This is a genomic window from Bacteroides sp. FSHCM14E1 (genome assembly GCF_019633785.1).
Taxonomy (GTDB): Bacteria; Bacteroidota; Bacteroidia; order Bacteroidales; family Bacteroidaceae; genus Bacteroides; species Bacteroides hominis.
The window spans coordinates 76654-102747 of the sequence record NZ_JADKYL010000005.1 but is presented as its reverse complement, the minus strand read 5'-3'; the positions used below and the strand labels follow the sequence as shown (position 1 = coordinate 102747).

At 43.7% G+C, this 26094-nt stretch carries 18 protein-coding genes; 11 read left to right on the top strand and 7 right to left on the bottom strand.

Annotated features, from left to right (window positions below; genetic code table 11):
• Positions 1–5: 5 nt before the first annotated feature.
• From galB to ISX59_RS09840, 3 genes are all read left to right on the top strand, one after another.
• Positions 6–2507 carry a beta-galactosidase GalB gene (gene galB / locus ISX59_RS09850; RefSeq protein ID WP_220575863.1) on the top strand — a complete coding sequence of 834 codons (2502 nt, stop codon included), beginning with the start codon at positions 6–8 and terminating at the stop codon, positions 2505–2507.
• A gap of 95 nt (positions 2508–2602) precedes the next feature.
• A complete protein-coding gene (locus ISX59_RS09845; protein ID WP_220575862.1) occupies positions 2603–5347 on the top strand; it encodes a SusC/RagA family TonB-linked outer membrane protein in 2745 nt (914 codons plus the stop codon).
• Between the two features lie 15 nt (positions 5348–5362).
• On the top strand, positions 5363–6994 hold the full coding sequence (locus ISX59_RS09840; RefSeq protein WP_032530392.1) for a RagB/SusD family nutrient uptake outer membrane protein: 1632 nt from the start codon (positions 5363–5365) through the stop codon (positions 6992–6994).
• Positions 6995–7729: 735 nt separating this feature from the next.
• On the opposite strand, the gene dnaJ is transcribed toward ISX59_RS09840, so the two are convergent.
• On the bottom strand, positions 7730–8914 hold the full coding sequence (dnaJ, locus tag ISX59_RS09835; protein WP_220575861.1) for a molecular chaperone DnaJ: 1185 nt from the start codon (positions 8912–8914) through the stop codon (positions 7730–7732).
• Positions 8915–8964: 50 nt separating this feature from the next.
• Positions 8965–9552 (bottom strand): nucleotide exchange factor GrpE, encoded by a 588-nt coding sequence (locus ISX59_RS09830; RefSeq protein WP_005776532.1) that lies wholly within the window; start codon positions 9550–9552, stop codon positions 8965–8967.
• 234 nt (positions 9553–9786) lie between these two features.
• On the opposite strand from ISX59_RS09830, the gene ISX59_RS09825 reads away from it, so the two are divergent.
• The 4 genes from ISX59_RS09825 (at position 9787) to ISX59_RS09810 (ending at position 13667) form a co-directional block, all read left to right on the top strand.
• The gene (locus ISX59_RS09825; protein WP_005776533.1) at positions 9787–11400 is read left to right on the top strand and encodes an ABC-F family ATP-binding cassette domain-containing protein; all 1614 of its coding nucleotides are present in this window, start codon (positions 9787–9789) and stop codon (positions 11398–11400) included.
• 196 nt (positions 11401–11596) lie between these two features.
• A complete protein-coding gene (locus ISX59_RS09820; protein WP_005776534.1) occupies positions 11597–12160 on the top strand; it encodes an RNA polymerase sigma factor in 564 nt (187 codons plus the stop codon).
• Positions 12157–12579 (top strand): hypothetical protein, encoded by a 423-nt coding sequence (locus ISX59_RS09815; protein WP_005808978.1) that lies wholly within the window; start codon positions 12157–12159, stop codon positions 12577–12579. Before ISX59_RS09820 ends, ISX59_RS09815 begins: the two co-directional genes overlap by 4 nt.
• 20 nt (positions 12580–12599) lie before the next feature.
• Complete coding sequence (locus ISX59_RS09810; RefSeq protein WP_005808977.1) at positions 12600–13667, top strand: hypothetical protein; 1068 nt, start codon at positions 12600–12602, stop codon at positions 13665–13667.
• A gap of 138 nt (positions 13668–13805) precedes the next feature.
• Here ISX59_RS09810 and ISX59_RS09805 read toward each other — a convergent pair whose 3' ends face one another.
• A complete protein-coding gene (locus ISX59_RS09805; RefSeq protein WP_005808974.1) occupies positions 13806–14852 on the bottom strand; it encodes a leucine-rich repeat protein in 1047 nt (348 codons plus the stop codon).
• Positions 14853–14956: 104 nt separating this feature from the next.
• Here ISX59_RS09805 and ISX59_RS09800 point away from each other — a divergent pair, with 104 nt between their 5' ends.
• Positions 14957–15808, top strand: coding sequence for a CPBP family intramembrane glutamic endopeptidase (locus ISX59_RS09800; protein WP_005776538.1), 852 nt, complete (start codon positions 14957–14959; stop codon positions 15806–15808).
• Between the two features lie 245 nt (positions 15809–16053).
• Here the strand turns inward: ISX59_RS09800 and ISX59_RS09795 are convergent, their stop codons facing one another.
• The 4 genes from ISX59_RS09795 to ISX59_RS09780 form a co-directional block, all read right to left on the bottom strand.
• Positions 16054–17220, bottom strand: a complete 1167-nt coding sequence (locus ISX59_RS09795) for a hypothetical protein (protein ID WP_005808973.1) — start codon at positions 17218–17220, stop codon at positions 16054–16056.
• A gap of 5 nt (positions 17221–17225) precedes the next feature.
• A complete protein-coding gene (locus ISX59_RS09790; RefSeq protein ID WP_220575860.1) occupies positions 17226–19355 on the bottom strand; it encodes a type IV pilus biogenesis/stability protein PilW in 2130 nt (709 codons plus the stop codon).
• A 10-nt stretch (positions 19356–19365) separates the two neighbouring features.
• The gene (locus ISX59_RS09785; RefSeq protein ID WP_005808963.1) at positions 19366–19971 is read right to left on the bottom strand and encodes a DUF3575 domain-containing protein; all 606 of its coding nucleotides are present in this window, start codon (positions 19969–19971) and stop codon (positions 19366–19368) included.
• A gap of 83 nt (positions 19972–20054) precedes the next feature.
• Positions 20055–20906, bottom strand: coding sequence for a LuxR C-terminal-related transcriptional regulator (locus tag ISX59_RS09780; RefSeq protein ID WP_122296358.1), 852 nt, complete (start codon positions 20904–20906; stop codon positions 20055–20057).
• A gap of 1655 nt (positions 20907–22561) precedes the next feature.
• On the opposite strand from ISX59_RS09780, the gene ISX59_RS09775 reads away from it, so the two are divergent.
• The 3 genes from ISX59_RS09775 (at position 22562) to ISX59_RS09765 (ending at position 26093) form a co-directional block, all read left to right on the top strand.
• Positions 22562–23776, top strand: coding sequence for a site-specific integrase (locus ISX59_RS09775; protein WP_005808960.1), 1215 nt, complete (start codon positions 22562–22564; stop codon positions 23774–23776).
• Between the two features lie 623 nt (positions 23777–24399).
• Positions 24400–24966, top strand: coding sequence for a DUF3575 domain-containing protein (locus ISX59_RS09770; protein ID WP_005808958.1), 567 nt, complete (start codon positions 24400–24402; stop codon positions 24964–24966).
• 14 nt (positions 24967–24980) lie between these two features.
• On the top strand, positions 24981–26093 hold the full coding sequence (locus ISX59_RS09765) for a DUF3868 domain-containing protein (protein WP_005808957.1): 1113 nt from the start codon (positions 24981–24983) through the stop codon (positions 26091–26093).
• Position 26094: the final 1 nt, after the last annotated feature.

Below are 26094 nucleotides of genomic sequence, written 5' to 3'. Positions count from 1 at the left end.
CAATCATGAACAAGAAAATCAAAATTGCATTTGCTTCGATGCTCGCTGTGCCGCTGTTGGTATGTGCACAGGTCCGTACGGAACAAACCTTTGAAAAAGGGTGGAAGTTTACCCGTGAAGACAATAAAGACTTCAGTAACTCCACTTATGATGATGCAAAGTGGCAATCGGTAACGGTACCCCATGATTGGGCTATTTATGGTCCATTCAGTATCAATAACGATAAGCAGAATGTGGCTATTTCGCAAGATGGACAAAAAGAGGCGATGGAGCATGCCGGACGTACCGGTGGGCTTCCTTTTGTAGGTGTAGGGTGGTATCGTCTCGATTTTGAGGCCCCTTCATTCAGTAAAGGTAAGAAGGCTACTTTGGTTTTTGATGGTGCTATGAGCCATGCTCATGTCTATATCAACGGACAAGAGGCCGGTTACTGGCCTTACGGTTACAATAGTTTTTATGTGGATGCCACCCCTTATTTGAAGCCGGGTGAAAAGAATACACTGGCTGTTCGTCTTGAAAACGAAAACGAATCTTCACGTTGGTATCCCGGTGCGGGATTGTATCGCAATGTACATCTGGTAGTGAATGAAGATGCTCATATTCCTACTTGGGGTACTCAGTTGACCACTCCGGTAGTGAAGGACGACTTTGCTAAGGTCAATCTGAAGACAAAACTCGATATACCTGCAGGCAAAACATTTGAAGGATACCGTATTGTCACCGAATTGAAGGATAAGAATGGTAAGGTTGTGGCAACTAATGAAAAGCAGGGCAGTCAGTTCGACGGCAATGTTTTTGAACAGGATTTTGTTGTTACTGCTCCGGCTTTGTGGACTCCCGATACTCCTAACCTTTACAATGCGGTTTCAAAAGTGTACGAAGGCAACACTTTGAAGGATGAATATACTACTCCGTTCGGTATCCGTTCCATTGAGATCATTCCGAACAAAGGCTTTTTCCTCAATGGAAAGAAAACCATGTTCAAGGGTGTTTGCAATCATCATGACCTCGGTCCGTTGGGAGGTATCGCCAATGAAGCCGGTATTCGCCGTCAGATCCGTATCCTAAAGGATATGGGGTGTAACGCCATCCGTACTTCACACAATATGCCCGCTCCTGAGTTGATTAAGGCTTGTGATGAGATGGGTATGATGATTATGGCGGAATCATTCGATGAATGGAAAGCGGCCAAAGTGCAGAACGGTTATCATAAAGTTTTTGATGAATGGGCAGAAAAAGATCTGGTGAATCTGATTCATCAGTATCGTAACAATCCAAGTGTGGTTATGTGGTGTATCGGTAATGAAGTGCCGGATCAGTGGAACGGCGATCGTGGACCGAAGCTTTCACGTTTCCTGCAAGACATCTGCCATCGTGAAGACCCTACACGTCCCGTTACTCAGGGTATGGATGCGCCTGATGCTGTGGTTAATAACAACATGGCTGCCGTGATGGATGTAGCCGGTTTCAATTACCGCCCTCACAAATATCAGGAAAATTACAAGAAACTTCCGCAACAGATTATTTTGGGTAGCGAAACTGCTTCTACTGTCAGTTCACGTGGGGTTTACAAGTTCCCGGTGGTACGTCGTGCCATGCAGAAATATGACGACCACCAGTCTTCATCGTATGATGTAGAACACTGTGGTTGGTCCAATCTTCCTGAAGATGATTTTATCCAGCATGAAGATCTGCCTTATTGCATTGGTGAATTTGTATGGACCGGATTCGATTATTTAGGTGAGCCTACTCCGTATTATACTGATTGGCCCAGTCACTCTTCATTGTTTGGGATTATCGACCTTGCCGGACTTCCGAAAGACCGTTATTACCTCTACCGCAGCCACTGGAATAAAGATGCGGAAACCTTGCACATCCTGCCTCACTGGAATTGGGAAGGACGTGAAGGTGAAGTGACCCCTGTATTTGTATATACCAACTATCCTTCGGCCGAGCTGTTTATCAACGGTAAGAGCCAGGGTAAACGCACAAAAGACCTTTCGGTTACGGTACATAATAGTGGTGATTCTGCTTCTGTCGCCAATTTCAAACGTCAGCAGCGTTATCGTCTGATGTGGATGGATACGAAGTATGAACCGGGTACCGTGAAAGTAGTCGCTTATGACAAGGATGGTAAGGCCGTTGCGGAAAAAGAAATTCATACTGCCGGCAAGCCCGATCATATTGAGTTGGTGGCAGACCGCAGTGTGATCGATGCTAATGGTAAGGACCTCTCGTTTGTAACGGTTAAGGTGGTTGATAAAGATGGTAATCTTTGCCCGTTGGCCGACAATGAAATCAGCTTCAAGGTGAAAGGGGCAGGTACCTATCGTGCAGGAGCCAATGGTAATCCGGCTTCACTCGAGTCATTCCAGACTCCGAAGATGAAAGTGTTCAGTGGCATGATGACAGCTATTGTGCAATCTACCGAGAAAGCAGGAAAGATTACACTCGAGGCTGCCGCGAAGGGCCTGAAAAAAGGTACATTGGTGATCGAGAGTAAATAATCCGTTCAGATAAAGATAAGAAAGGAGGGGATCCGGGCAACCAGATACCCTCTTTTTTTGTTATATTTTATATGCAAACCTTAAATAATGATAGTATGAAACAATACCGGATCATTCACATACCAACATTCGTCTTAGCTTTATTTTTGATGTTTACCAGCTCTGTTTTGCAAGCACAGGATAAGCCTGTTTGGCTGGCAGATTCTCTTATTACTGTAGGATACGCCACCGGGAATAAAAAGAATATTTCCGGTTCGGTAGAAAAAATTACGGGGTTAGGAATGAATAAGGACCAGATTACCAATCCTCTGGAGGCTATCCGTGGACGTGTTCCCGGACTCACCATAGAAAAAGGAACCAATGGTCCGGCTGCTTTGGATGCCGTACGTTTGCGGGGAACCACTTCACTGACCAGTGGTAACGACCCTCTGATTATTGTTGACGGTGTGTTTGGTGATCTCAGTATGTTGACTTCTATATATCCTACCGATATAGAAAGCTTTACTATCTTGAAAGATGCTTCGGAGACAGCACAATATGGTTCCCGTGGTGCTTCAGGTGTTATCGAGATCACTACCAAGAAGGGAATTCGGGGCAAAACCAGAGTCAGCTATAACGGTAGTTTCGGCATATCCTCCGTATACAAAAATCTGGAGATGCTTTCCGGCAGTGAGTTTCGCAATCTGGCGCAGCAACAGGGCATTTCAATACTTGATAAAGGGAATGAAACCAATTTTTTGAAGGAGATAGAGCAAACAGGTCTGCAACAGAATCATCATGTTGCATTTTATGGTGGGACGGATGCTTCAAGCTATCGTGTTTCGTTGGGCTTTATGGATCGTCAGGGCATTATATTGAACGAGGATATGAAGAACTTCACTTCGAATATGAACATGACCCAGCATGTTTTTGATGATTTCTTGGTGTGCGAGTTAGGTATGTTTGGCTCTATCCAAAAGAACCATAATTTGTTTGACCTTCAAAAAACATTCTATTCGGCTGCAACTTTTAATCCTACATATCCCAATCACCGTAATCCGGAAACCAGTTCCTGGGATCAGATTACCAATGCCAGCCAGATCACTAACCCTTTGGCCTGGATGGAAGTGAAAGATCATGATGCGACTTCACATATCAGTACTCATGCCCGGCTGACCTTTAACTTACTGCGCGAGCTTAAACTGATTCTTTTTGGTTCTTATACTTATAATATTGTTGAAAATTCCCAGTATCTGCCTACATCTGTATGGGCACACGGACAAGCATATAAAGGTACCCGGAAAATGGAATCACTGCTTGGCAATCTGATGTTGACCTATAAAAAGAACCGGAATAAACATTATTTTGATGTGCTGGCCCTGGCGGAACTTCAAAAAGAGACTTATAGCGGTTTTTACACCACTGTGACCAATTTCAATTCCGATCAGTTTGGTTATAACAACCTTCAGGCAGGTGCCATTCGCCTTTGGGAAGGAACGAACTCTTATTTTGAACAGCCGCGGTTGGCATCTTTTCTCGGTCGCTTCAATTATACGTTTGACGATCGGTACATCCTTACGGTGAATGCCCGTACCGATGCTTCTTCCAAGTTTGGTGCCAATCATAAATGGGGCTTTTTTCCATCCGTGTCGGCTGCCTGGGTTGTCAGTGAAGAGAAGTTTATGAAACGTATTTCATTGGTGGATAATCTGAAATTCCGTATCGGTTACGGGCTGGCCGGCAATCAGAGTGGCATCGACTCTTATACGACGCTTAATCTGGTAAAGCCTAACGGAGTTGTTCCTGTTGGTAGTTCACAGGTGGTTACTTTGGGTAATATGCGTAATACCAATCCCGATTTGAAATGGGAAGTAAAGCGTACTTTTAATGCAGGTGCGGATCTTGGTATGTTTGGCAACCGGTTACTCTTTTCTTTGAACTACTATAATTCCAAGACCTCTGATATGCTTTATCTTTATAATGTCAGTGTGCCGCCTTTTACCTATAACACTCTTTTGGCAAATATAGGTTCCATGCGCAACAGCGGTACGGAGATTGCTGTCGGCATCACTCCTTTGAAGACCCGCGACATGGAATTGAACATTAATGTTAATGTCACTTTCCAGCAAAATAAATTGCTTTCATTAAGTGGAATGTATGGTGGAGAGAATATTTCGGCACCTGAGTATAAAAGCCTGGCAAGTCTGGACGGAGCCGGATTTCATGGTGGATATAATCATATTGTGTATCAGATGATAGGACAACCCTTAGGGGTATTCTACCTGCCTCATTGCAAAGGGCTTATTTCCGATGGCAATGGTGGGTATACGTATGACATTGCCGATTTGAACGGAGGAGGGGTGAGCCTTGAAGATGGAGAAGACCGCTATGTGGCAGGTCAGGCGGTGCCCAAGACTTTGCTTGGCTCCAATATCAGTTTTCGCTATAAGCGTTTCGATCTCTCAGTACAGATAAACGGGGCGTTCGGTCATAAAATCTATAACGGTACTTCACTGACCTACATGAATATGAATATTTTCCCTGATTACAATGTAATGAAGAAAGCTCCCGGACGTAATATCAAAGACCAGACCGCTACGGACTATTGGCTGGAGAAAGGTGATTATGTAAACTTCGATTATGTTACGATAGGCTGGAATGTTCCTGTGTCGAAGTGGAAAAAATACGTCCAGTCCCTCCGTCTCGCACTGACTGTCAATAATCTGGCTACTATTACCGGATATTCCGGTCTGTCACCTATGATCAACAGTTCTACCGTTAATTCTACTTTGGGAGTGGATGACAAACGGGGATATCCTTTAACACGTACCTATACGCTTGGTTTGAGTATTAACTTTTAATTTGGAGGATTAATTATGAAAAGGCACTATATATATTCCTTTGTCTGTATCCTGATGTTTAGTCTGCTGTTTTCATGCGATGACTTTCTGAATGAAAATCCTAAAGACAAGATTCCCGAAGAGGATGCTTACAAGAGTCTCACCGATTTGTATTATAATGCAGTGGCTTCCTTATACAATAACATAGGAGGTTATAGTGATAGTCAGGGGTTGCAGGGCACCGGCAGGGGAATTTACGATCTGAATACCTTTACCACCGATGAGGCTATTATGCCTACCCGTGGAGGTGACTGGTATGATGGAGGATTCTGGCAGGGACTTTTTCTTCATCGTTGGGGAGTCGATAATGATGCTATTCAGGCTACGTGGGAATATTTATATAAGGTTATAGGTCTTTGCAATCAGTCACTTGAACGAATCGATACTTATCAGGAGACTCACCATGACACGGAACTTCCTGCTTACCGGGCAGAGGTTCGTGCTTTCCGTGCTTTGTATTACTATCATTTAATGGACTTGTTCGGACGTGTTCCTCTAATTCTCTCATCTGCTATACCTTTGAAAGAGGTGAAACAAAACAACCGTAAAGAAGTTTTTGATTTTATTGTGAAGGAGTTACAGGAGTCTGCCCCTTTATTGGCGCAAACATATAGCAATCGTTCCGGCAGTTATTATGGGCGGATTACCCGTCCTGTAGTCCATTTCTTGCTTGCCAAACTTGTCTTGAATGCTGAGATATATGCGGATGATAACTGGACCGATACACAATATCCCGATGGAAGAGACATCTATTTTGAAGTAGATGGCAACCGGCTCAATGCTTGGCAAACGGTGGAGGCATATTGTGATTCCATTACTGCGGCGGGATATCGTCTGGAAGATAACTATGAAGCAAACTTTGCTGTTTACAATGAATCTTCTGCCGAGAATATTTTTACCATTCCAATGAGTAAGACTTTATATACTAACCAGATGCAATATCTTTTCCGTTCCCGTCACTATAATCATGCCAAGGCCTACGGATTGGGAGGAGAGAATGGTTCAAGCGCTACTGTGGAAGTACTTCGAACCTTTGGGTATGATACCCAAACTGTCGATCCCCGTTTTGATAAATGTTATTTTGCAGGTGTTGTTTACGATTTGAAGGGAAAGGTCATCACACTCGATGACGGTACTTTGCTGGAGTATTTTCCTTGGAAGGTGGATGTCGATATCTCTAATACCTCCTATGAAAAGACCGCAGGCGCACGGATGAAAAAGTATGAGATTGATGAAACCGCCACAAAAGATGGTAAACTGATGGAAAATGATATTGTACTCTATCGTTATGCCGATGTTTTATTAATGAAGAGTGAGGCCAAAGTCCGTAACGGAGAAAATGGAGATGTAGAACTGAATCTTGTTCGCGCCCGTGTGAATGCTCCTTTCCGGACAGCTACATTAGAAAGTTTGCTTTCGGAACGTCAATTAGAGTTTGCCTGGGAGGGTTGGCGCAGGCAAGATTTGGTTCGTTTTCGCCAATATACCCGTGCTTATACAAGCAGGCCCCGGCTTCCGGGTGAGGAAAGTGGATATACCACAGTATTTCCTATTCCGGAGAAAATCCGTTTGATGAATCCCAATCTGACACAGAATCCGGGGTATTAAAATTGCAAAACACACAAACGGTTTCTGACATTTTGCCAAAATGATATTTCAACTTCTCCTGGATTGCTCTTTTTCGGCCCATTCTTAAACAGTGTGGCTAAAAACGTCTCCCAAGGAAATCAGTGATTTTACTTCTGTCATCTGAATGGAGAAATAAGTAGATAAAATCACGTTACTTTCGGTGAAAGTCAGAACCTATAGACAGTAATTATCCCGAATATCCGCTTATTTGTCATTTTTGCTTTGTTCGTTTCGGAGTAGCAACCAGGGAAATTTTCGTCACTTTTCGGCTTTCGACTGTGAAGAATATGGGTAATATGGAAAAACATGGGGAGATTTTTCTGAAAGAAGTAGGCATTTGTCCCGAAAGAAGTAAGCGTTTTGTGAAAATGCTTACTTCTTTTTCCGGAAAGCCCGGCGCTATTCTCTCAAAATCCCGGCTTTCGAAGCCTTCAATCCCGGCTTTTCGGCTTGCAAAGTCCCCTTGAGGGAACTTCCTTCTCCCAGATGTGTCTCAAAAAAGAAATGTGGCGTTTTTCAAACAGCATGTTTTATGTCTTTTTGAAGCCGGGATGTAATAAAGGGTGGCAGATTGATAAATCATCGGGATACTATCCAACTATCCGGTATTCTGTTTTATATAAATTTGCCCGGGCTTACATCTTTCGACGTATACCCGGGCAGATTTTATGAGATATTCTCTGTGTAGATCAGTGTGATCGGTGGTGAAACTTCTTAGTCGAAAAGACTTCTGAACTTCTTGAATATCTTTTCTTTAATTGAAGTACTTGGCTTGAAGTTCTTCGATTCTTCCAGCTTTTCCAAAGTACTTTTTTCGTCTTTACTCAGTGTCTCCGGCACATATACACTTACGTTAACCAGCAGGTCTCCTGTGCCGTAACCGTTTACACTTGGCAACCCTTTACCGCGGAGTCGGAGCACTTTTCCCGGTTGTGTACCTGCTTCGATTTTTACCTTCACTTTTCCGTCGATGGTTGGAATTTCTACCGCACCTCCGATAGCTGCTGTAGGGAAACTCAGCAATAAGTTGTATACCAGATCGTTTTCATCACGAATCAGCTCCGGATGTGGCTCTTCTTCCACCAAAATCAATAGGTCGCCCGGGATACCGTTATGTTTTCCGGCATTTCCTTTGCCGCCCATAGAGAGTTGCATGCCTTCTGCTACTCCGGCAGGAACTTTTACTGTTACTACTTCCTCACCGTATTCGATACCTTCTCCACCACAAACCTTACACTTGTCTTTAATGATTTTTCCCTCGCCATTACAAGTAGGACACGTAGTACGTGTCTGCATGGTTCCTAAGATGGTTTGCTGGTTACGGATTACCGAACCGCTGCCTTTACAGGTCGGACAAGTTTCAGAACCGCCATTACCTTCTGCCCCTGTTCCGTGACAGTGCGAACAAGGTACATATTTTTTTAGTTTGAATTTCTTTTCAACTCCTGTAGAGATCTCTTTCAAATTCAGCTTCACCTTCACCCGGAGGTCTGAGCCACGGAATTTTCTCTGTTGAGAACCTCCGCCTCCAAATCCGCCGAAGCCTCCGAAACCACCACCGAATCCGCCGCCGCTATGGCCGCCGAAAATATCACCGAACATAGAGAAGATGTCGTCCATAGACATTCCGCCACCGAATCCTCCGAACGGTCCGCCGTTTCCGGCTGCTCCACTCATTCCTGCATGACCAAACTGGTCGTAGCGGGCACGTTTATCCGGATTGCTCAGTACGTCATACGCTTCGGCTGCTTCTTTAAACTTTTCTTCTGCTTCCTTGTCACCCGGGTTTTTGTCCGGGTGATATTGGATGGCTTTTTTCCGGTATGCTTTCTTTATTTCTTCGACTGTTGCCTCTTTCGTGACTTCCAGCACTTCGTAATAATCTCTTTTTTCTGCCATATTTTAGTTTCGTTGATTTTAATTATGTTAGCAAGTTTGTCGTGTTCCGGTTATTCACCCACAACTACTTTTGCATGGCGGATTACTTTGCCGTTAAGGGTATATCCAGTCTGTACACAATCCAGTATTTTACCTTTCTGTTCTTCTGTCGGAGCAGGGATCACAGCGATGGCTTCGTGATAATCCGTATCCAGCGGTTGGTCTTTGGTTTCGATAACCTTTACTCCATCCTGCGACAGGATAGACAGGAACTTATTATATATCAACTCAACACCCTCTTTTACGGCAGCTACGTCCGTAGCCGTTTCCATAGTTGTCAGTGCACGTTCCATGTCGTCGATTACCGGCAGAATACTTTTGATGCTCTTCTCACCACCGTTCAGAATCAACTCTGCTTTTTCTTTGATGGTCCGTTTACGGTAGTTATCGAATTCAGCCGAAAGACGGAGATATTTGTCCTTCTGATCTTCGATCTGGCTATGGGCTTCTTCCAGTTCTTTTTCCAGTTTCTCCTCTGCGGTCAGCGGTGTGCTTTCCTCAGTGGTTTCTTCGTTTTGCGACTGTCCTTCAACGGTATCCTGAATATCGTCTACTGTCAACTCTTCTTCTTTCTTGGTTTTTTTTTCTTTTGGGTCCATATCTATTCTGTTTTTATTCTTGTTAAACGGATTTAGTTTCATGTCAATACGGCATTTTAATGTATTGGCTTTGCAGCAAAAACTTTGCCAGTTTGTTTGTTTTGCCAAAAAACGCAGCAAAGGTAATACTTTTATGTCAGATTGACACATTACTGATAGTTCGTTATTCACTAAAAATGTCTACCTTTGTCACCGCATTATTTGATAATAAATAAATTAAGGAATAATAATAGAATGATTACAGTTTCAAACGTTTCGGTACAGTTTGGTAAAAGGGTATTGTTTAATGATGTAAATCTGAAGTTTACAAGTGGAAATTGTTATGGTATTATCGGTGCCAATGGCGCCGGCAAGTCAACTTTTCTCCGTACGATATACGGTGACCTCGACCCGACTACCGGAAACATTACGTTAGGTCCGGGCGAACGCCTTTCGGTATTGAGCCAGGACCACTTTAAGTGGGACGCTTATACGGTAATGGATACCGTAATGATGGGTCACACCGTGTTGTGGGATATTATGAAGCAGCGCGAAGCCCTTTATGCCAAAGAAGATTTTACTGATGAAGACGGTCTGAAGGTTTCCGAACTGGAAGAGAAGTTTGCCGAACTTGACGGATGGAATGCTGAAAGTGACGCAGCTATGTTGTTGAGCGGTTTAGGTGTGAAAGAAGATAAACATTATACATTGATGGGTGAATTGAGCGGTAAGGAAAAAGTGCGTGTGATGCTGGCACAGGCATTATACGGAAATCCGGATAACCTGTTGCTTGACGAGCCTACCAATGACCTGGATATGGAGACTGTTACCTGGTTGGAAGAGTATCTCTCTAATTTCGAACATACCGTGTTGGTTGTAAGTCACGACCGTCACTTCCTCGATTCTGTCTGTACACATACGGTCGATATCGATTACGGAAAAATTAATCTTTTTGCCGGTAACTACAGTTTCTGGTATGAATCCAGTCAGTTGGCCCTCCGTCAGCAGCAGAACCAGAAGGCCAAAGCTGAGGAGAAAAAGAAAGAACTGGAAGAATTTATCCGCCGTTTCAGTGCCAATGTTGCCAAGAGCAAGCAGACTACCAGTCGTAAGAAAATGCTCGAAAAGTTGAATGTTGAAGAAATCAAACCCTCCTCCCGTAAATATCCGGGTATCATCTTTACTCCGGAGCGTGAGCCGGGCAATCAGATATTGGAAGTTTCCGGTTTGAGCAAGAAGACCGAAGAAGGGGTTGTATTGTTCAACGACGTGAACTTCAATGTGGAGAAAGGTGACAAGATTGTGTTCATTTCCCGTAATCCGCGTGCGATGACTGCTTTCTTTGAGATAATCAACGGTCATATGAAGCCTGATGCAGGACATTTCAACTGGGGGGTAACAATTACAACTGCTTATCTTCCTTTGGATAATACCGAATATTTCAATACTGATTTGAATCTGGTCGACTGGTTGAGCCAATACGGCGAGGGTAATGAAGTTTATATGAAAGGTTTCCTGGGACGTATGCTTTTCTCCGGTGAAGAAGTACTGAAGAAAGTGAGTGTACTTTCGGGAGGTGAGAAAATGCGTTGTATGATTGCCCGTATGCAGTTGCGCAATGCCAACTGTCTGATTCTCGATACTCCGACCAATCATCTCGACTTGGAGTCTATTCAGGCATTCAACAACAACCTGAAAACCTATAAAGGCAATATCCTTTTCTCTTCACATGACCACGAATTTATTCAGACCGTTGCCAATCGCGTGATTGAGCTGACTCCGAACGGTATTATCGATAAGATGATGGAATACGACGAATACATTACTTCCGATCACATCAAAGAGCTGAGAGCCAAGATGTACAAGTAATGATGTACGGTTTTGAACGATGAACGATTAACGATGAACAGGTTGTGCCTGAATGGGCGCCTGTTCATCGTTTTTTTGTTCGTATTCACTTTATTTATCGTTTACTGTTGTTCATCGTTCATAGTTTATCATTCATCGTTATTTTACCTTTCTCCATTTATTACGTATCATATATAAACAACATATACTGTGGCTTATGGAACAAAAGGAAATACAGGCATTAGTAGAAAGGAGCAGGAAGCAAGATGCAAGTGCATTTGCTTTGCTTGTGGCAGAGTATCAGACTTTTGTTTTTCGCCTGGCATTCCGCTTGTTGTGTAATGAAGAGGAAGCGCGGGATATGGTACAGGAGACTTTCCTGCGTGTCTGGCTTTCGTTGGACAAATACCGTCCTGAATTTCGCTTTGCGACCTGGCTTTACAGGGTGGCGTGTAATATTTGTTATGATCGTTTGCGGGTTTTACAACACTCGCCGGCCGGAGCGCTTTCCGATATTGCGTTTTCCGAGTTGCCCATTCTTTCCGATGATAACGTCGAAGCAGTGTTAGTCAACCGGGAGTTGAAAGCACATATCCTGTACTTTATGCAACAACTGACTCCTAAGCAGAAGCTGGTATTTACATTGCGCGATATAGAAGAGTTGGAAATCAAAGAGATCGAGATTATTACCGGACTTACATCGATCCAGATCAAAACAAACCTCTATCTCGCTCGGAAGAGTATCCGTAAGAAGTTGAATGAAATAAATAAAGAAAGATGAAAAAGGAAGAAATTAATTATGAAAGGTGGTTGGGACAGTTAAAAAAGACACCCCCCATTCTGGAAAATCCGGAGGCATTGACCGAAGATATTATGCGTGCTGTCAAGGCGGCTTCTTTCAGAAGTCCGGCCAAGCGCAGACCGAATCTTGTTGCCTGGTGTTCGGGCATTGCTGCAACTTTGCTCTTGGCGATATGGGTAGCAGAAACGATGTCTGTTGATTCATTTCCCTCGTCTGAAGTAATCATCATACCGGAGCCCTATCAATCGAATACTTTCACAGGCAGTCTGGAGCATAGAGGTTTGACGATAGGAGAGAAGCAGGAACTTTTCTTTACCGCATCCCGTAATCGGAAAAGGGAAATGCTTAAACGAGAACGGCTTTATACTCAGTATAAACAGATAATGAAGAGTGAGTGATCTTTAAAAAATAGATGCGTATGAAAACAAAAAATCTTTTACCGATATTGTTGCTGGCCGTTTCAATGGTGTCCTGCACCACCTATTATCAAGTGAAAACCCAGGTTTTTCCTGATGGATCGGCTCGTAGGGAGGTTTATGCCTTTGGCGATTCTGCATTCATGGCCGGAAATCGGGCACAAAATCCTTTTATGTTCTCATTGGATTCCGGTTGGACGGTGATGCGTTTTGATTCTGTCCGGATGCATAATTATTTTGGAGAGAAGGAAAAGATAAACGTGTGTGCCAGCAGGGAGCAGGCTTCTGTCGACTTATTTTCGGAGCAGGTCCGGCCTAAAGATCCGATGTTTCGTCCTTTGGTGACTCCGCGGGAAACACTGACCAAACATTTCCGTTGGTTCTATACGTATTATACCTATAACGGTGTTTATCCCGAACTGACAGAAAAAGGGCCTGTACCTCTGAAAAACTATCTGAACGAGTCGGAACAGAAACTTTGGTTTCAGGGCGACGACACTGCGTATCGGGGAATGAACGGATTGGAGATGAAAGAAGTGCTCGATCGTTTGGAAGGACAATTTGTTCAATGGTACAACCGGAGTCTCTATGAATTAAGTCTTGAAGTGATGCGGCCTTTTATAGCTGACCTGAAGCAGGGTGACTATCTTTCACGCCTGAATGCGGCTAAGGATTCATTGTATCAGGCATATCGGCCTCAGAATGATGATCCGGACTTCTCTCCGGCACTCGTTTGTCAATTACTTGATACTCACTTTCATACTGATTGCTTTTCGCTTCTCTATAAAGAAAAACAGCAGGAAGTGGATCAAAAATTTGATGAGGAAACACGTTCCGTTGAGTTATTTGGAGTGGTGATTCAATATGAACTCAATATGCCCGGACAAATGCTTTCGGCAAATACAACCTTTAGGGAGGATGGTCATTGGGTCTGGAAAGTAGATGCCTATCGTCTTTTGGCAGGCGAATATCTTTTGACTGCCGAGTCGCGCGTACCCAACATCTGGGCCTTTATCCTCACCGGCTTGCTTATTCTTTTGGGTATAGGTTATTGGATAAAAAAGCGATGAACAAGAAGGAGTGAAGTTGTGTCAAAGGTCCTCTCACCACAGATTGCGCTGATTTCCACAGATTATTCGTGTCGTTAAAATTCCTTCTGTGTTCCTCAGTGTCCTCTGTGGTGAGTTTTTTGATATGCTCCCGTTTTTTTATCGTTTATAAATCAACTTATTTTTCCCTTCCCCGAATAAATTGTCTCCTATGGTTGTGATTTTATCTCCTTTGGCAACTACGTAGCGTAGCCTGTCACATCCCATGAAAGCACCATATTCGATGGCTGTAATGCTTTCCGGCAATTCCACGGTTCCACACAGACGTCCGCAATTGCTGAAAGCCCGCTGTCCGATGCTTTTCAGTCCATGAGGTAAACGAACGCGGAGCAGGTATTTTTTTTGTGAGAAAGTGAAGTCCGGGATAGCTGTCGCATTGGTCTTTTCGATGTCTACGGCAACCAGATTCGGCATATAATCCCGTATCAGTTTAAAATCGGCTGCATCCAGTTTGCCTTCGATGGTCAGGAAGTTGATCTCTTTCGGTTGTAGCCCTGCTTTTTGTATTTCACTTTCCAGTGTGCTCAAAGCACCTACCTCTATTTTAGCTTCCAATGGTTCGCCTTCAATGAACGCAAAGTTATCCCAACGATTTTTCAGCCGGTATTCATCACTTGCTCCCAGTGGTACGAAGATTGCAGTGATGCTGTCAGCCAAAGCTCCCGGCAGCAGGTTGGGAGGAGTTTTCTTTTTGATCTGGCAGATGTTCAGGTTCTCGCATCCCATAAAGGCTGCATCTTCAATGTTCTTGATTTTTTCCGAAAGAACCACTTTCTTTAGGGTCGGTTTCCCTTTGGCAATGCCGTTTTCCATCTTGCAGAAAGCATAGGCCGGAACAAAGTTTGGCATGTAAATATAGAATTTATCCGGATACGTACCTTCTTTTCCCGAATACATACTGATACTTGCATTCGCTATATCGAGCACTTGCAGATTTTTGAATTCATCGCGCAGATGCTTGAAGTCCACTGCGTTGATCTTTCCTGTCAGAGTGAGGTGAGTCACCTGGTTTGCTTCTTCTTCCGTCATCATCGAAATAAGAGTTCCCGGTTTGCTGACGAAATATGTTTTCTTAACTTCTTGTGCCGTAGCTGCAAATAGATTGGCAGCAAGGGCTATTCCTATAAACAGATGTTTTATTTTCATATTTATGATAAATGTTTAGACAAATATAGCGAATCATACTTTATCTCGTTGAGAGTTTTAGGAAAATATAGTTATTTTTGTCCTTCAACTAATAAATTAACAAAATGGAACAACAAGAAAAAGAGAACAGTCCGATCCCCTCTTCGGGAGGAATTCCGGCATTTGCAAGTATTGCATTATTTCTGGTGGGTTTCTATATTCTTATACCTCTGTTTGGGATTATCCTGAGTTCTATCCCTGTATTAAAAGAGTGGAGAATGGGGGCTTTCTTTATTGGGGAGGGAGCTATGTTGCTGAGCGTGTTTGTTGTTACTTTCCTGATTATGCAATTTCTGGATCATCGTCCCTTCTCCGATTTAGGATTCAGTCTGAAAGGACGTGGTAAAGACATCTTATACGGCTTTTTGATGGCAGTGCTTATCTATGCCATTGGCTTTGCTGTTTGTTTGCTGACCGGTCAGATTGAGGTTGTCGGTGTTCATTTTCATTGGAGCGATCTGTTCTTGAGCGGGCTGTTTTTCGCTATGGTTGCCATTGTCGAAGAAACTATGATGCGCGGATATATTCTGGGGCGCTTATTGCGTACGCGACTCAATAAATTTATTTCTCTTTTCATCTCTTCCTTTTTGTTTGCGTTGCTCCATCTGATGAATCCCAATGTGGCTTTTTTGCCTATGCTTAATCTGGTGTTGGGAGGATTATTACTGGGAGCTGCCTATCTTTATACCCGTAACCTTTGGTTTCCAATTTCGCTTCATTTCTTTTGGAACTGGATTCAAGGGCCCGTGCTTGGATTTGAAGTCAGTGGCAATCGTTTCTGTGAAACCTTGTTTTCACTTCGCCTGCCCGCAAATAATCTGATCAACGGAGGAGCATTTGGTTTTGAAGGTTCGCTGGTTTGCACGGCATTGGCAACGCTCTTTACACTGCTCATAATCTGGTGGTTTGAACAATAAAAAAATGTCCCATGTTCCGCTGAACTCTGGGACATTGATAAAACAAACACCACATTTACTTCACAGTAAGTCAGAGTGGAAAAGCAAGGACGCATTTACTTCGCAGTAAGTTTGTTGCGCACTATTAAACACAAACAAAACAAAATAAAAGCTGTACAACAGCCATTATAACACTTGCATCAATGTAGGTTTATATTAATTTGTCCATAAGAGAGAGCATAAAGTATGTGGGGGTGAATCTTATTCTAAAATTTATACGTTGTTCCCACCATTAACCCCACTGTTCCCCGTATGGGTTCCTGAAGGTCAGCCCGATAACTTCTGTCTTTAAATATATTGATTCGGGGTTCCAGCCAAAGCCCGGTATGCGCCGACAACCTGATTTCTCCCTGTAGTCCGATGCGGCCGTTCAGGATGATGGAAGATGATGATTCCGTTCCGGGAAAATAGCTCCCGATGCCACCTGCCACTGTCAGGTTGAACACGTGGCTGTCCCGGTCGGAAAAAAGCCTTGTGAGGTTGCACAGATAGTCGATGTTGAGGCTGATATTAAAATCGCGGTTGCTTCCGCTTTCTTCATTATCTAAAAAGGCGGTACTACTGCCGGCACTGATCCGCATTCCGTTAATTTTGTCGAACCATTTACCTAAAGCGAATTCCGTGTCGAACAATACATTTCCGGTGTTTCCCGTGCCGGCCGCCAGTGAGGCAAAACCTCCTTTAAGGAAGGTCAGGGTAGTGTATCCTGCCGGTTTGTAAGTAATACCTGCCATTAGTGATCCTGCCAGGTTATATCTTTTCCACGATGGCTGGTTGTCCACCCGGTCCGGATAAAGTGCCAGTTGTGGCTCGATAAACAGGTTAAAAGCAGACGATACATTCAGTTTCCCTTGTAATCCTGCCCTCAATCCGTATGAATGGATTGTTTTTTGGTCTTTTATGATAGTGGCCTGATAACTGAGTCCGAGAGCGCCGATCACTTCGAATACCCGCTTCGGGTTGTATCTGGCGGCAAATGCACTGATATTGATCAGGTAGTCTACATTGGCTCCTGCCAGATGCATATCCGTATTTCCTTGTTTCCATTGTGTATATTCCCCTCCGGCCCGTAATCCTATGACGGGAGTCAGCCAATTGCCTGCCATGAATGATGCCCGTGGTCCGTGAGCGGTTTGTCCGCCTCCTACGTTAAACAGATAACCGATGCCCGATCCGACAGAGAAAAACAGATGTTCCGACCCTCTCTTCGAATGGAACTTTTCCGCTCCCTTTCTTTTGGGTATCAAATATTCTGAGGCCTCTATATTGTTTTTTCCCGCTGTTGAATCTTGCTTTTGCTCTTGTGCTGCCAGAGTTCCGCATAAGCCGAAACCGACTCCTAACAGCAGGATTCTTTTATAGCTCTTTCTCATATTCTTCATTGCTTTATCGTTCTTTCTTCATTCAAGCCGTTCTCTTCCGTTTCGGTGTCTTCCGTTTCGGTTTTTTCTTTTGTTTTCTCCGCTTTTTCCTTCTGTTCTTTCTTTTCCTCTTCCAATTGTTGCAGTAGGTCGGTTACGTCTCCGTCTATCTGCGCAATCTCTTTCAGTGACGGATCTTCGTTCAGGGCCCGTTTTATGAAAGCATATGCTTCGCTCACTTTGTCCAACCTGTTGGCACATGCCGCCCTTAGATAATAGCTGAGTGGTTCATCCGGTAGTTCTTGTGCCTTTTCCCACGCTTCTTCATTTTGCTTCATGGCCATTAATAATACCACTTCATTTATGCCGCCTTGTGTTCCGAACCGTTCATAAGCATCCTCAAAATGCCCGTTGTAAGCTCCAACGATGGCTCTTACGTCTTGTGTCATGTCGTTGTCCGGCAAAAAGTCTATAATGGAGTCCGCCCGGTTATAAGCTCTTTCGTCCATTAAGGCGATTACCTGATTACAGAGTAGTTCTGTGGGAGCCGATCTGCTGACAAACGGTTCCAGCAATTTGCTGTCTGCTTTCTTTTGTTCTATCAGTAATGCAGCCAATTCGTTGGCCATAATCGTAAATTTAGGATATTGTTCCAGTGCTTGTCGGCAGATTACTTCCCGTGTAGAGTCATTATCGGCATTCAGGTATATCCGCCAAAATTCATAGGGTACCAATTTTTTATAGTCTTGTTTATACATTATGCGTATTTCTTCATCGTTCAGTAATCTCATCACCGAATAGTTGAAACTATATTCCACCCGGCGCAGCCGTGGTAAGTAAGTCGTTAGAATGACATTCCGGTATTCCGGTAGTCGTAGGATCCGGCTGTATTGCGAGGCCATGTTGTCCGGATAGCAATTGATGATTTCCCGTAACTTGTCTGTAGGCAGTGAGTCGTGTTCCATCAATTCTGCTACCTCTTCCCATGAGGCCACCACTCCTTCTGTATATGTACTGTCTTTTATCGCGTCTATAGTACCTCCGTTCAGAAAACCAAAGATACGTTTCAGCGTACTGTCCGTGCGTTTTTGTGCCAGTTTCAGATTCGACTGATACGGACCTTCTGGCGACGATACTCCTTTGACGGAAAACGACAGGAATTCCGAGTTCGGATCGTTTTCTATTTCTTGCAGGCGCAAGCGCATTTTCTCCAGTTCTCTTTGGTTGTTCGGATCCTTTTCGTCTATCGTTGCCGAGTTGATCAGGAAGTTCAGCTTCACTTCTCCTCTGTCGCCTCTTTGTTGTTTTTGAGGTTTAGGGATGTATTTTTCATCTCTGATTTTCATGCCATCCGCTTGGTACGTAAAGAAACGCATCGGATTTACCGTACCTTTGGCTATCACTACTGTATCTTTGTATGCCAGTTTTTTATATTCTACCAGATACATGTAGATGTCACACCGGCATTCATCGTCCGGGTTATCCATATAGAGGGAGTCTACGTAGGCAATCACTTCATTTTTATCAATCTTTTGCGTTTTCTCCTGAAAAGGTGCTAACGGGTCTCTGCTCAGGTCGAATTCCATCATTCGTTCCAATGTGATGGCATACTCCTTTCCGGTCACCACTGCCGGGCGGAACAGGCTCTGTGTTTTACGGGTAATATTCACCAACATCGGTTGCACTACGATACGTGTGTTCGGCTTATACATTTCTTTGGGAATTTTTACTTTTGGGTGGATGATGTATTGATTTCCGACGATCTCGATGTCGGTTGGTTCCGGTAGCAGTTTGTCCACCACTTTTTTGGCGGTGATCACCACTTCGTCAATCATCGATGCTTCGTACGAGATCACTACGTTTATCGTTGTCTTTCCTTTAAGTTTTACTGTTTTTGATGCGTAGGCAAAGCCCGAGAAATGGAGGGTCGTACTGGGATCTGCCATGATCTTGAACTTTCCGTCCAGGTCTGTGATGCCGTATACATCTCCCTTTTCATTCTGGTCTCTGATTACGATAGAGATGGCAGGCTCTCCTTCGTCATCGATTACGCTTCCGCGTATTTCTACTTTCTGGGCTTGTCCCCATGCCGGAATAATGGCGTATAGGGTCACTATCCCCAATAGCAAAAATCTTTTGATATTCATTAGGGTTATTTTATTTGGCTATATAGATAAAAGATACACTTAGTTTAACCGGTATGGGGGCCCATCCCGATTCATTCGGTTCACCGTGAGTGCTTCCCGGTTGGTAACGCACCAACCTGTAGCGTGCCACACCCACACCGCCTGAAACCTCAAGGTTCCAGCGGCGTGACAGAATCCAGTTGTATCCATACGTGACACCTGCAGCTACGGCATCTCCATAATATGCCCTGGGGGTTATTCCTACGTCGAACATGGAATAGAATCCTGTGATACCGATGTAATGGCGCGCCAGCAGGTTCCGAAGCCAATATTTAGCTTCAGCTTGTACGCGCCCATGACGGTAGAAAAGTTTATCTGTAATCTTCCAGGGATTAGCCGATGCCGAAATTTCGGCTGTCATCCAATCGTTTAGCGGGAATTCCACTCCCAGATTGGGAGATGCCGCTAACCATTCCAGCGTATTAGTCTTGATGGCCATACGTTGGGCGGATACTTGAAAAGATATTGCTATGAAAATAAAGAGTATAGCCCGTTTCCCGAATAGAGACGGGAAATTATATCCGGCTATCTCCCACAACAAGTTGGGGAAATTTAGTTTTAAATTAAATGTATTCATAAACGCGCTCACTTCTGTCTAAAGCGTGCTGTCGTTTATTCTTGTCGGTGACAAATATAGAGGTTTTAATTTACATTTTTCAACTAATCGAAATCTTTTTTTATTAATTCTGATAAATACTCCTGTAAATCAGTCTCTTGCCCTATCTGTAATTTTTGTCGGAGCCGGCTCCGGTTGCTTCTCACAGTCGAAGGGGCTATATATTGAAGTTCAGCTATCTCTTCTGTCGTTTTGTTCTCCAATATCAGGCAGCAGAATTGTATTTCTTTGTTGCTGGGTTGAAGGTGCAGGGCGTTGAAAGCCGCCCATAGCTTTAGTTCGGAAGTCATCCTTTTTTTTTGCCGGTGCATGCTTCGCAATATTTCCTGTAACTTGGCGAGCATTACCGGAGGAAAAATATAAGCTACCGTCAGGCTGGGAAAATTCATAAGGTAGAGGCCGGACGATGTATAGAGTCCGATGCCCAGGTAGAGTAAAACCGGTGAGAGGGATAGGATTATGACCGTGTGGCGTTTTACGGAAATGGAAGCCAGTCCGCAGGTCACCATTCCGATAATCAGGTCCTGCGACAAAAAGAATCCGGCTTCTTCCGACGGTAGGTAGATACGGTTGTACATCGAGATCAGTATATTGCCTTGTATCGTATAGAAAACACTGTTTAGTAGAGATACGATCCGGGCTTTTTTCCGAATCAGTAAATAAGTGAATAACGCAAATAATCCCAGGGAGAGTATATTGCATATTGCCAGCAATAAGTTATTTCGCATGAGGTAGACGCAAAGATCGGCCAGGATTCCGATACTGAAGCAGACCACTGTACTATAATAGATGTAATAGATCGTTTGTTGTTCCGCACTTTCTATATTCTTGAACTGGTGGTATTTTCTTTGCAGATACTCGTTTCTTTTATGAAAAGGAAGGCTTTTAAGATTCATATTTATGTTTGGTTTCAATGTCAGATGTTGGTTATGTCCTATTCGCACAATGTTTGCGAGTCCCGTGGACAAAACTCTCACAGCGTCCTTTTTCCCCCATAATAAATGTGAATAATTTCAAAATCAATTCAAACATATATATATTAAAAAGACGTAGTGCGCCCGCCATACGTCATCAAGGCTCACCACAAGCCTGCTTACTCAATGGCAGTGCACCACGTCCTGAGACGGTACAGTTACCCCAATGAGTAAGTCTATTATAGCCTTTCTTTGGTTATCGGAGGTGGTGATTCTGATGACGATTAGGCTATCGTTTATGTTGCTAAAACCGATTTGTTTCTCCGGCCGCATATAATTGGGGCAAAGATACAGATAAAAAATGAAAACTTTCAGAAATGTTTTTGATAAGTAGAACTCCTGATTTGCTTAAATATGAATTGGCTGGTGGATTCTCTTCTGAGAGTGTGTAGAGGACGTATTGATTTTCCTTCAAATTCTAACTATTTGCTTTGATATTTCCTTTTTTGCTGACGCGTGCAATGCTCCGTTTTCTTGGAATAGGGGCTTTGCGGGGATATAAAGACAGATGAAAAGAGAGTTTGGTAGTAAAAAAGAACCGGATATCCACTTTTTTATCTATAGGAAGTTAACTTTGTAATTGCACAAAGTTAATTCTTTGTCGGCAGAAAGTTAGCTTTGTGCCGGCAGGAAGTTAACATCTAACCGGTGGCAAGTTGCTTTGCAGCCGATAACTCTCTTTTTTCTTTCGGAAAAGGGGCATAAAACACTGCATATTTTTCTGGTTGCTTCTCGTCTATGACTTCTCTGAATATATGAAAATGATCTATAATTGGAATTATATTTATCTTTTATATTGCAATCGGTTACGTATGTCGATTTTGTGGATTGCGTATTGCCTTATTTGCTTTCTTTTCGATTTACTCTGATACGGATTCTTGAGCTTCTTTTGATTAACCTTGGAACTTGGACGGAAAAAATGAATTCTATAAGCTATAGAAAATACAAAATGACAATTTTCAGATTCTATTGCCAAATAAGTGATTCGATTGATCTACGAGAGCAAACATTACGCTTTGCAGTGCAAAGATAAGTGCTGCTTCTGCGCTTTTTCAATGAAAGGAAAGCATTCTGAGTGTTATTTATAGTTGAAGTCTCGATAACTTCTGATTAACAAATAGTAGGTAATATGGGGTTCATGTTTTCTTATCGTGTATATACTTTTCATATATATCGCGTATATGGCGTAGGTTATTGTTTGTTGTGCTAATCGGGTAGTCGAAAGTTTAGATCATATGATACCCCATAATATCCATGCCTTTTTTATCCGGACAGATTTTTTTCTCTTCCCGGTGAAATAAAGAAAATCATGCAGGTAGTTCAAAAATAGCCCATTTCATCGATGGAAATCCGGTGTTGCATATTTGCGACACCCTGAAAAAGAGAGGTGTTGCAAAAATGCAACGGCTATTTTTAGGTTGTTTCCGGGGGCTGGGCTACATTTGCTCCTCTCTTCATGGAGGGGAGTACAAACAAAATGTATAAGATTTTTTAAGATAGTGAAGTCAAAAAGCTGCCAACATATTGATAGTGGACGTTGTTATACTTTTGCAAAATTTTCAAAAGTAAAAAAGAAGATGACCTCCATCACTCCACGGCTCAATCGCTCGCGCGAGGGTCGTGATGGCAGCTATCCACTCGTGATACAGATCATACGCCATCGAAAGAAAAGAGAGATTTATACGCCTTACCGATTTTGGGAGGCAGAGTTCAACACCCGTTTAGAAATGGTAGAGAATACCGGTGGCAATCGCCGTCGCCTGCTCACTGTTCGCGAAGCCAACGAATACCTTATATATATAAGGAAGGAGTTGACAGCTATTTGCGAATCGCTGGAAGCGGAGAAGGGGAGTGCTTATACGGTGGACGACATTGTACGCGTCTACAACTATCACAATGATTTGACCCAGGTACTGGTCTACGCCGACTCCGTGATAGCCGGTCTGGAAAATAAAGGGCGTCAGGGCACAGCCGCCAATTACCGTAGTGCCCGCCGGGCGTTCGAGTTGTTTGTGGGTGACCGTCCTTTCTCGTTCGAAGAATTGACTCCCGAAGTAATCGACCGCTTTGCCGACTTCCTCCGCAACCGGGGCAATCAGCCAAACACCATTTCGTTTTACCTCCGCCAGTGGCGTGCCATCTACAATCGCGCCTGTGCCGACCACTTGGTTTATACTGATCAGAAACCTTTCCGGAGGCTGAACCTTAAAGAAGAGGTGACTGCCAAGCGTGCCATTTCCCGCGAGAAGATTGCACGGATCGAGCAAGTCGATTTGACTGCTTCCCGTGCCGATATGCAGTTGGCTCGTGATCTGTTCCTGTTCAGTTTCTATACGCGTGGAATGTCTTTTGTAGATATGTGCTATATTAATAAAGAAAATCTGCAAGGAGACTACCTTTGCTATAAACGGCAGAAGACGGGACAAGAGTTGCGGATACGAGTTGAAAACGGTTTGCGTGAGTTGATTGACCGCTATGCCGATTCTTCATCGGATTATCTGCTCCCGATGCTCCGCCGTGGTGACAGCTATCAGGATTACCGCCGACAGCAACGCAAGCTTAATAAACAGATCCGCGAATTGGGTGACAGGCTTCGGTTGGAGGTGCCGCTTACGTTTTATGTGGCCCGCCACTCCTGGGCGACCCTTGCTCATGCGAACGATATACCTGTCTCGGTCATCAGTGACTGCATGGGACACACATCGGAGAAGACTACACGCATCTATTTGGATCGTATAGATACTACGCGGCTTGACAGGGCCAATCGGTTAGTGATAAACTGTCTTCGGTAAAGAGGGGGTGAGAAAAGGACAAAAAAAACTCTTTCTTATAATGAAAGAGCCAACCGTGAGATACCCTCTGATCTCAAATAACTTTTGCAAAGATACATATTAAATTATTAATAAAGCAAATCTTTTTTTAGTTTTTTTTGTTTTTGCTGTCAATTATTTATTTTCTCTTTCCATATAGAAAAAAACATCCTCCTGTACACCTTCTTTTTGTCTACAGACTCTTCTAAGAAAGCATACACCGGTTTCTCGCTATTTCTTTTCCAACGGTTTTCATCTGCCCGTCCCCACTGCTTCAGGCACATGCCGTTATTTATTCACAAGGATGATTAATCTGTTTATAATCAGATATATGCAGGTTGTACATCATCCTTCGTGTTGCTCTTTTACGGCCCTTTCCATCTATGTTTCTGAAATCGTTTCTGAGTCAATATCAAGCAATGCTCTATGAATCAGTGCTTTACTTTCATACTTCCTGCAATTGTTTCTGAAAATAAAAAAAATCAGAAACATTTCCGGATCGGTACTCTTTTATTTTTCTGTCTTACAGGTGATTATGTTGGTAATTCTGAAGCTTTCCCTTTCATTATAAGAAAGAGCCCCTAATTATCAAACAAACCATAAATATGAAAAAGGTACTATGCACATTGGGGGTGGTTGTTGCTTTGCTTTTAGCGTTTCCTTGTATGGGGCGCGCTCAGCAATGGGGCTTGACTACCAATGGTCTTTACTGGGCCACGGCTACTCCGAATGTAGGAGTCGAATATGCTTTTAGTTCAAAGATGAGTGTAGCCGGTCTTATTCAATATAATCCTTTTACTTACGCTAAAAACCGGAAAATGAAACATTTGGTCGGGCAGGTAGAATACCGTTACTGGCTGAGTGAAGTTTTCAAGGGGCATTATTTGGGCGTGCATGCTACGGGAGGTATCTTCAACTTCGGTAACCTTCCTTTTGGCATCCTGAAGGATTATCGGCTTGAAGGTCAGTTGTATGGTGGAGGGGTTACTTATGGTTATCAGTGGATTATCAGTAACCGGGTGAATATCGGAGTCGATATCGGTTTGGGATACCTTCAAGTTGATTATGATAAGTTTTATTGTCCTACCTGCGGTGAGCGTGTCGATCATTACCGGACCGGTTATGTAGGCCCTACCAAGGTTGGTGTGTCCATTATCTATCTTTTAAAGTAGGGGAGGGGTAAGACATGAATATCAGGCAAGCTTTTTTCATAAGTTTCTCATTTTTCATCTCTCTATCAGTGTTAGCGGCAGATAGATCTACGCAGCCTGTCCGTACAGAGGTGTATCGTTTGGAACGCCGGGACTCTGTCTTGTTGGTCGATCTGGCTGTCGACCTGACCAGCGTCCATCTGGCGCCGGACTGTACGGTCTATCTGTTTCCGCTACTCTCTTCGGGCAATGCCGCCGATTCGTTGTCGCTGCCTCCCATTGTGCTCAATGGGCCTCAAAGCGATTTGATGTATCGCCGACGCCGGGCCTTGGGCACTACTTCGGGATTGGAGAAGATTCCTCCTTATACTGTGCTTCGTGAGGGAGATCACGCCTTGCCTTACATCCATTATCGAATCGAAGTTCCTTATGCGGCATGGATGGAAGATGTGAAAGTGTGGATGCGGGATACCAATTGCAATTGTGATGCCCGTTTGGTACCTTTTGCCATGCAGACAGAGCAGATACCCCCATTGATTGTAGAGCGGGTGGATACTATTGTGATTCGTGACACCGTCCGGGTAGTTCCGGATGTATCTGAACAGCCACCTGTGATTGCGGATGCCTCTTCCCATAGGAAGGTGGTTCCTATTCAGGCGGGATATGAAGCTGATATTTATTTCCCTACTAACGAAATGCGCATTCTTCCCGATCATGAGTTGAACCGTGCCTCTTGGATGCATTTCGTTAATCAGGTGGACTCTATTGAGCGGGATAACCGGAATTCCATATCGGGAGTCACTGTTACCGGCTACTCTTCCCCGGAAGGATATGCCTTGAATAACGAACGTCTGGCCGAGAAGCGTGCCAAAGCTCTTCAGGAGTTTCTTGAAAATAAATATGGCGAACGCATGGAGATCGCAGTTGAATGGGTAGGCGAAGATTGGGAACAGTTTGAGAAAGATATAGAACTTTCCGACCTTCCGGAGCGTGATGAAATTCTTTCAATCCTGCGTACCGTAAAAGATAACAATCAACGGAAAAAATCTTTGAAAACGCTGAATAAAGGGAAAACATTCGGAGTCTTGCTGCGGGAATATTTTCCGAAGCTCCGGCGAGTGTCATGTCGTATTAGATACGTAAAATAAG

Coding starts and splice junctions, on each gene's coding strand:
- galB (WP_220575863.1), top strand. CDS start 6: ATGAACAAGAAAATCAAAATTGCATTTGCTTCGATGCTCGCTGTGCCG.
- ISX59_RS09845 (WP_220575862.1), top strand. CDS start 2,603: ATGAAACAATACCGGATCATTCACATACCAACATTCGTCTTAGCTTTA.
- ISX59_RS09840 (WP_032530392.1), top strand. CDS start 5,363: ATGAAAAGGCACTATATATATTCCTTTGTCTGTATCCTGATGTTTAGT.
- dnaJ (WP_220575861.1), bottom strand. CDS start 8,914: ATGGCAGAAAAAAGAGATTATTACGAAGTGCTGGAAGTCACGAAAGAG.
- ISX59_RS09830 (WP_005776532.1), bottom strand. CDS start 9,552: ATGGACCCAAAAGAAAAAAAAACCAAGAAAGAAGAAGAGTTGACAGTA.
- ISX59_RS09825 (WP_005776533.1), top strand. CDS start 9,787: ATGATTACAGTTTCAAACGTTTCGGTACAGTTTGGTAAAAGGGTATTG.
- ISX59_RS09820 (WP_005776534.1), top strand. CDS start 11,597: ATGGAACAAAAGGAAATACAGGCATTAGTAGAAAGGAGCAGGAAGCAA.
- ISX59_RS09815 (WP_005808978.1), top strand. CDS start 12,157: ATGAAAAAGGAAGAAATTAATTATGAAAGGTGGTTGGGACAGTTAAAA.
- ISX59_RS09810 (WP_005808977.1), top strand. CDS start 12,600: ATGAAAACAAAAAATCTTTTACCGATATTGTTGCTGGCCGTTTCAATG.
- ISX59_RS09805 (WP_005808974.1), bottom strand. CDS start 14,852: ATGAAAATAAAACATCTGTTTATAGGAATAGCCCTTGCTGCCAATCTA.
- ISX59_RS09800 (WP_005776538.1), top strand. CDS start 14,957: ATGGAACAACAAGAAAAAGAGAACAGTCCGATCCCCTCTTCGGGAGGA.
- ISX59_RS09795 (WP_005808973.1), bottom strand. CDS start 17,220: ATGAGAAAGAGCTATAAAAGAATCCTGCTGTTAGGAGTCGGTTTCGGC.
- ISX59_RS09790 (WP_220575860.1), bottom strand. CDS start 19,355: ATGAATATCAAAAGATTTTTGCTATTGGGGATAGTGACCCTATACGCC.
- ISX59_RS09785 (WP_005808963.1), bottom strand. CDS start 19,971: ATGAATACATTTAATTTAAAACTAAATTTCCCCAACTTGTTGTGGGAG.
- ISX59_RS09780 (WP_122296358.1), bottom strand. CDS start 20,906: ATGAATCTTAAAAGCCTTCCTTTTCATAAAAGAAACGAGTATCTGCAA.
- ISX59_RS09775 (WP_005808960.1), top strand. CDS start 22,562: ATGACCTCCATCACTCCACGGCTCAATCGCTCGCGCGAGGGTCGTGAT.
- ISX59_RS09770 (WP_005808958.1), top strand. CDS start 24,400: ATGAAAAAGGTACTATGCACATTGGGGGTGGTTGTTGCTTTGCTTTTA.
- ISX59_RS09765 (WP_005808957.1), top strand. CDS start 24,981: ATGAATATCAGGCAAGCTTTTTTCATAAGTTTCTCATTTTTCATCTCT.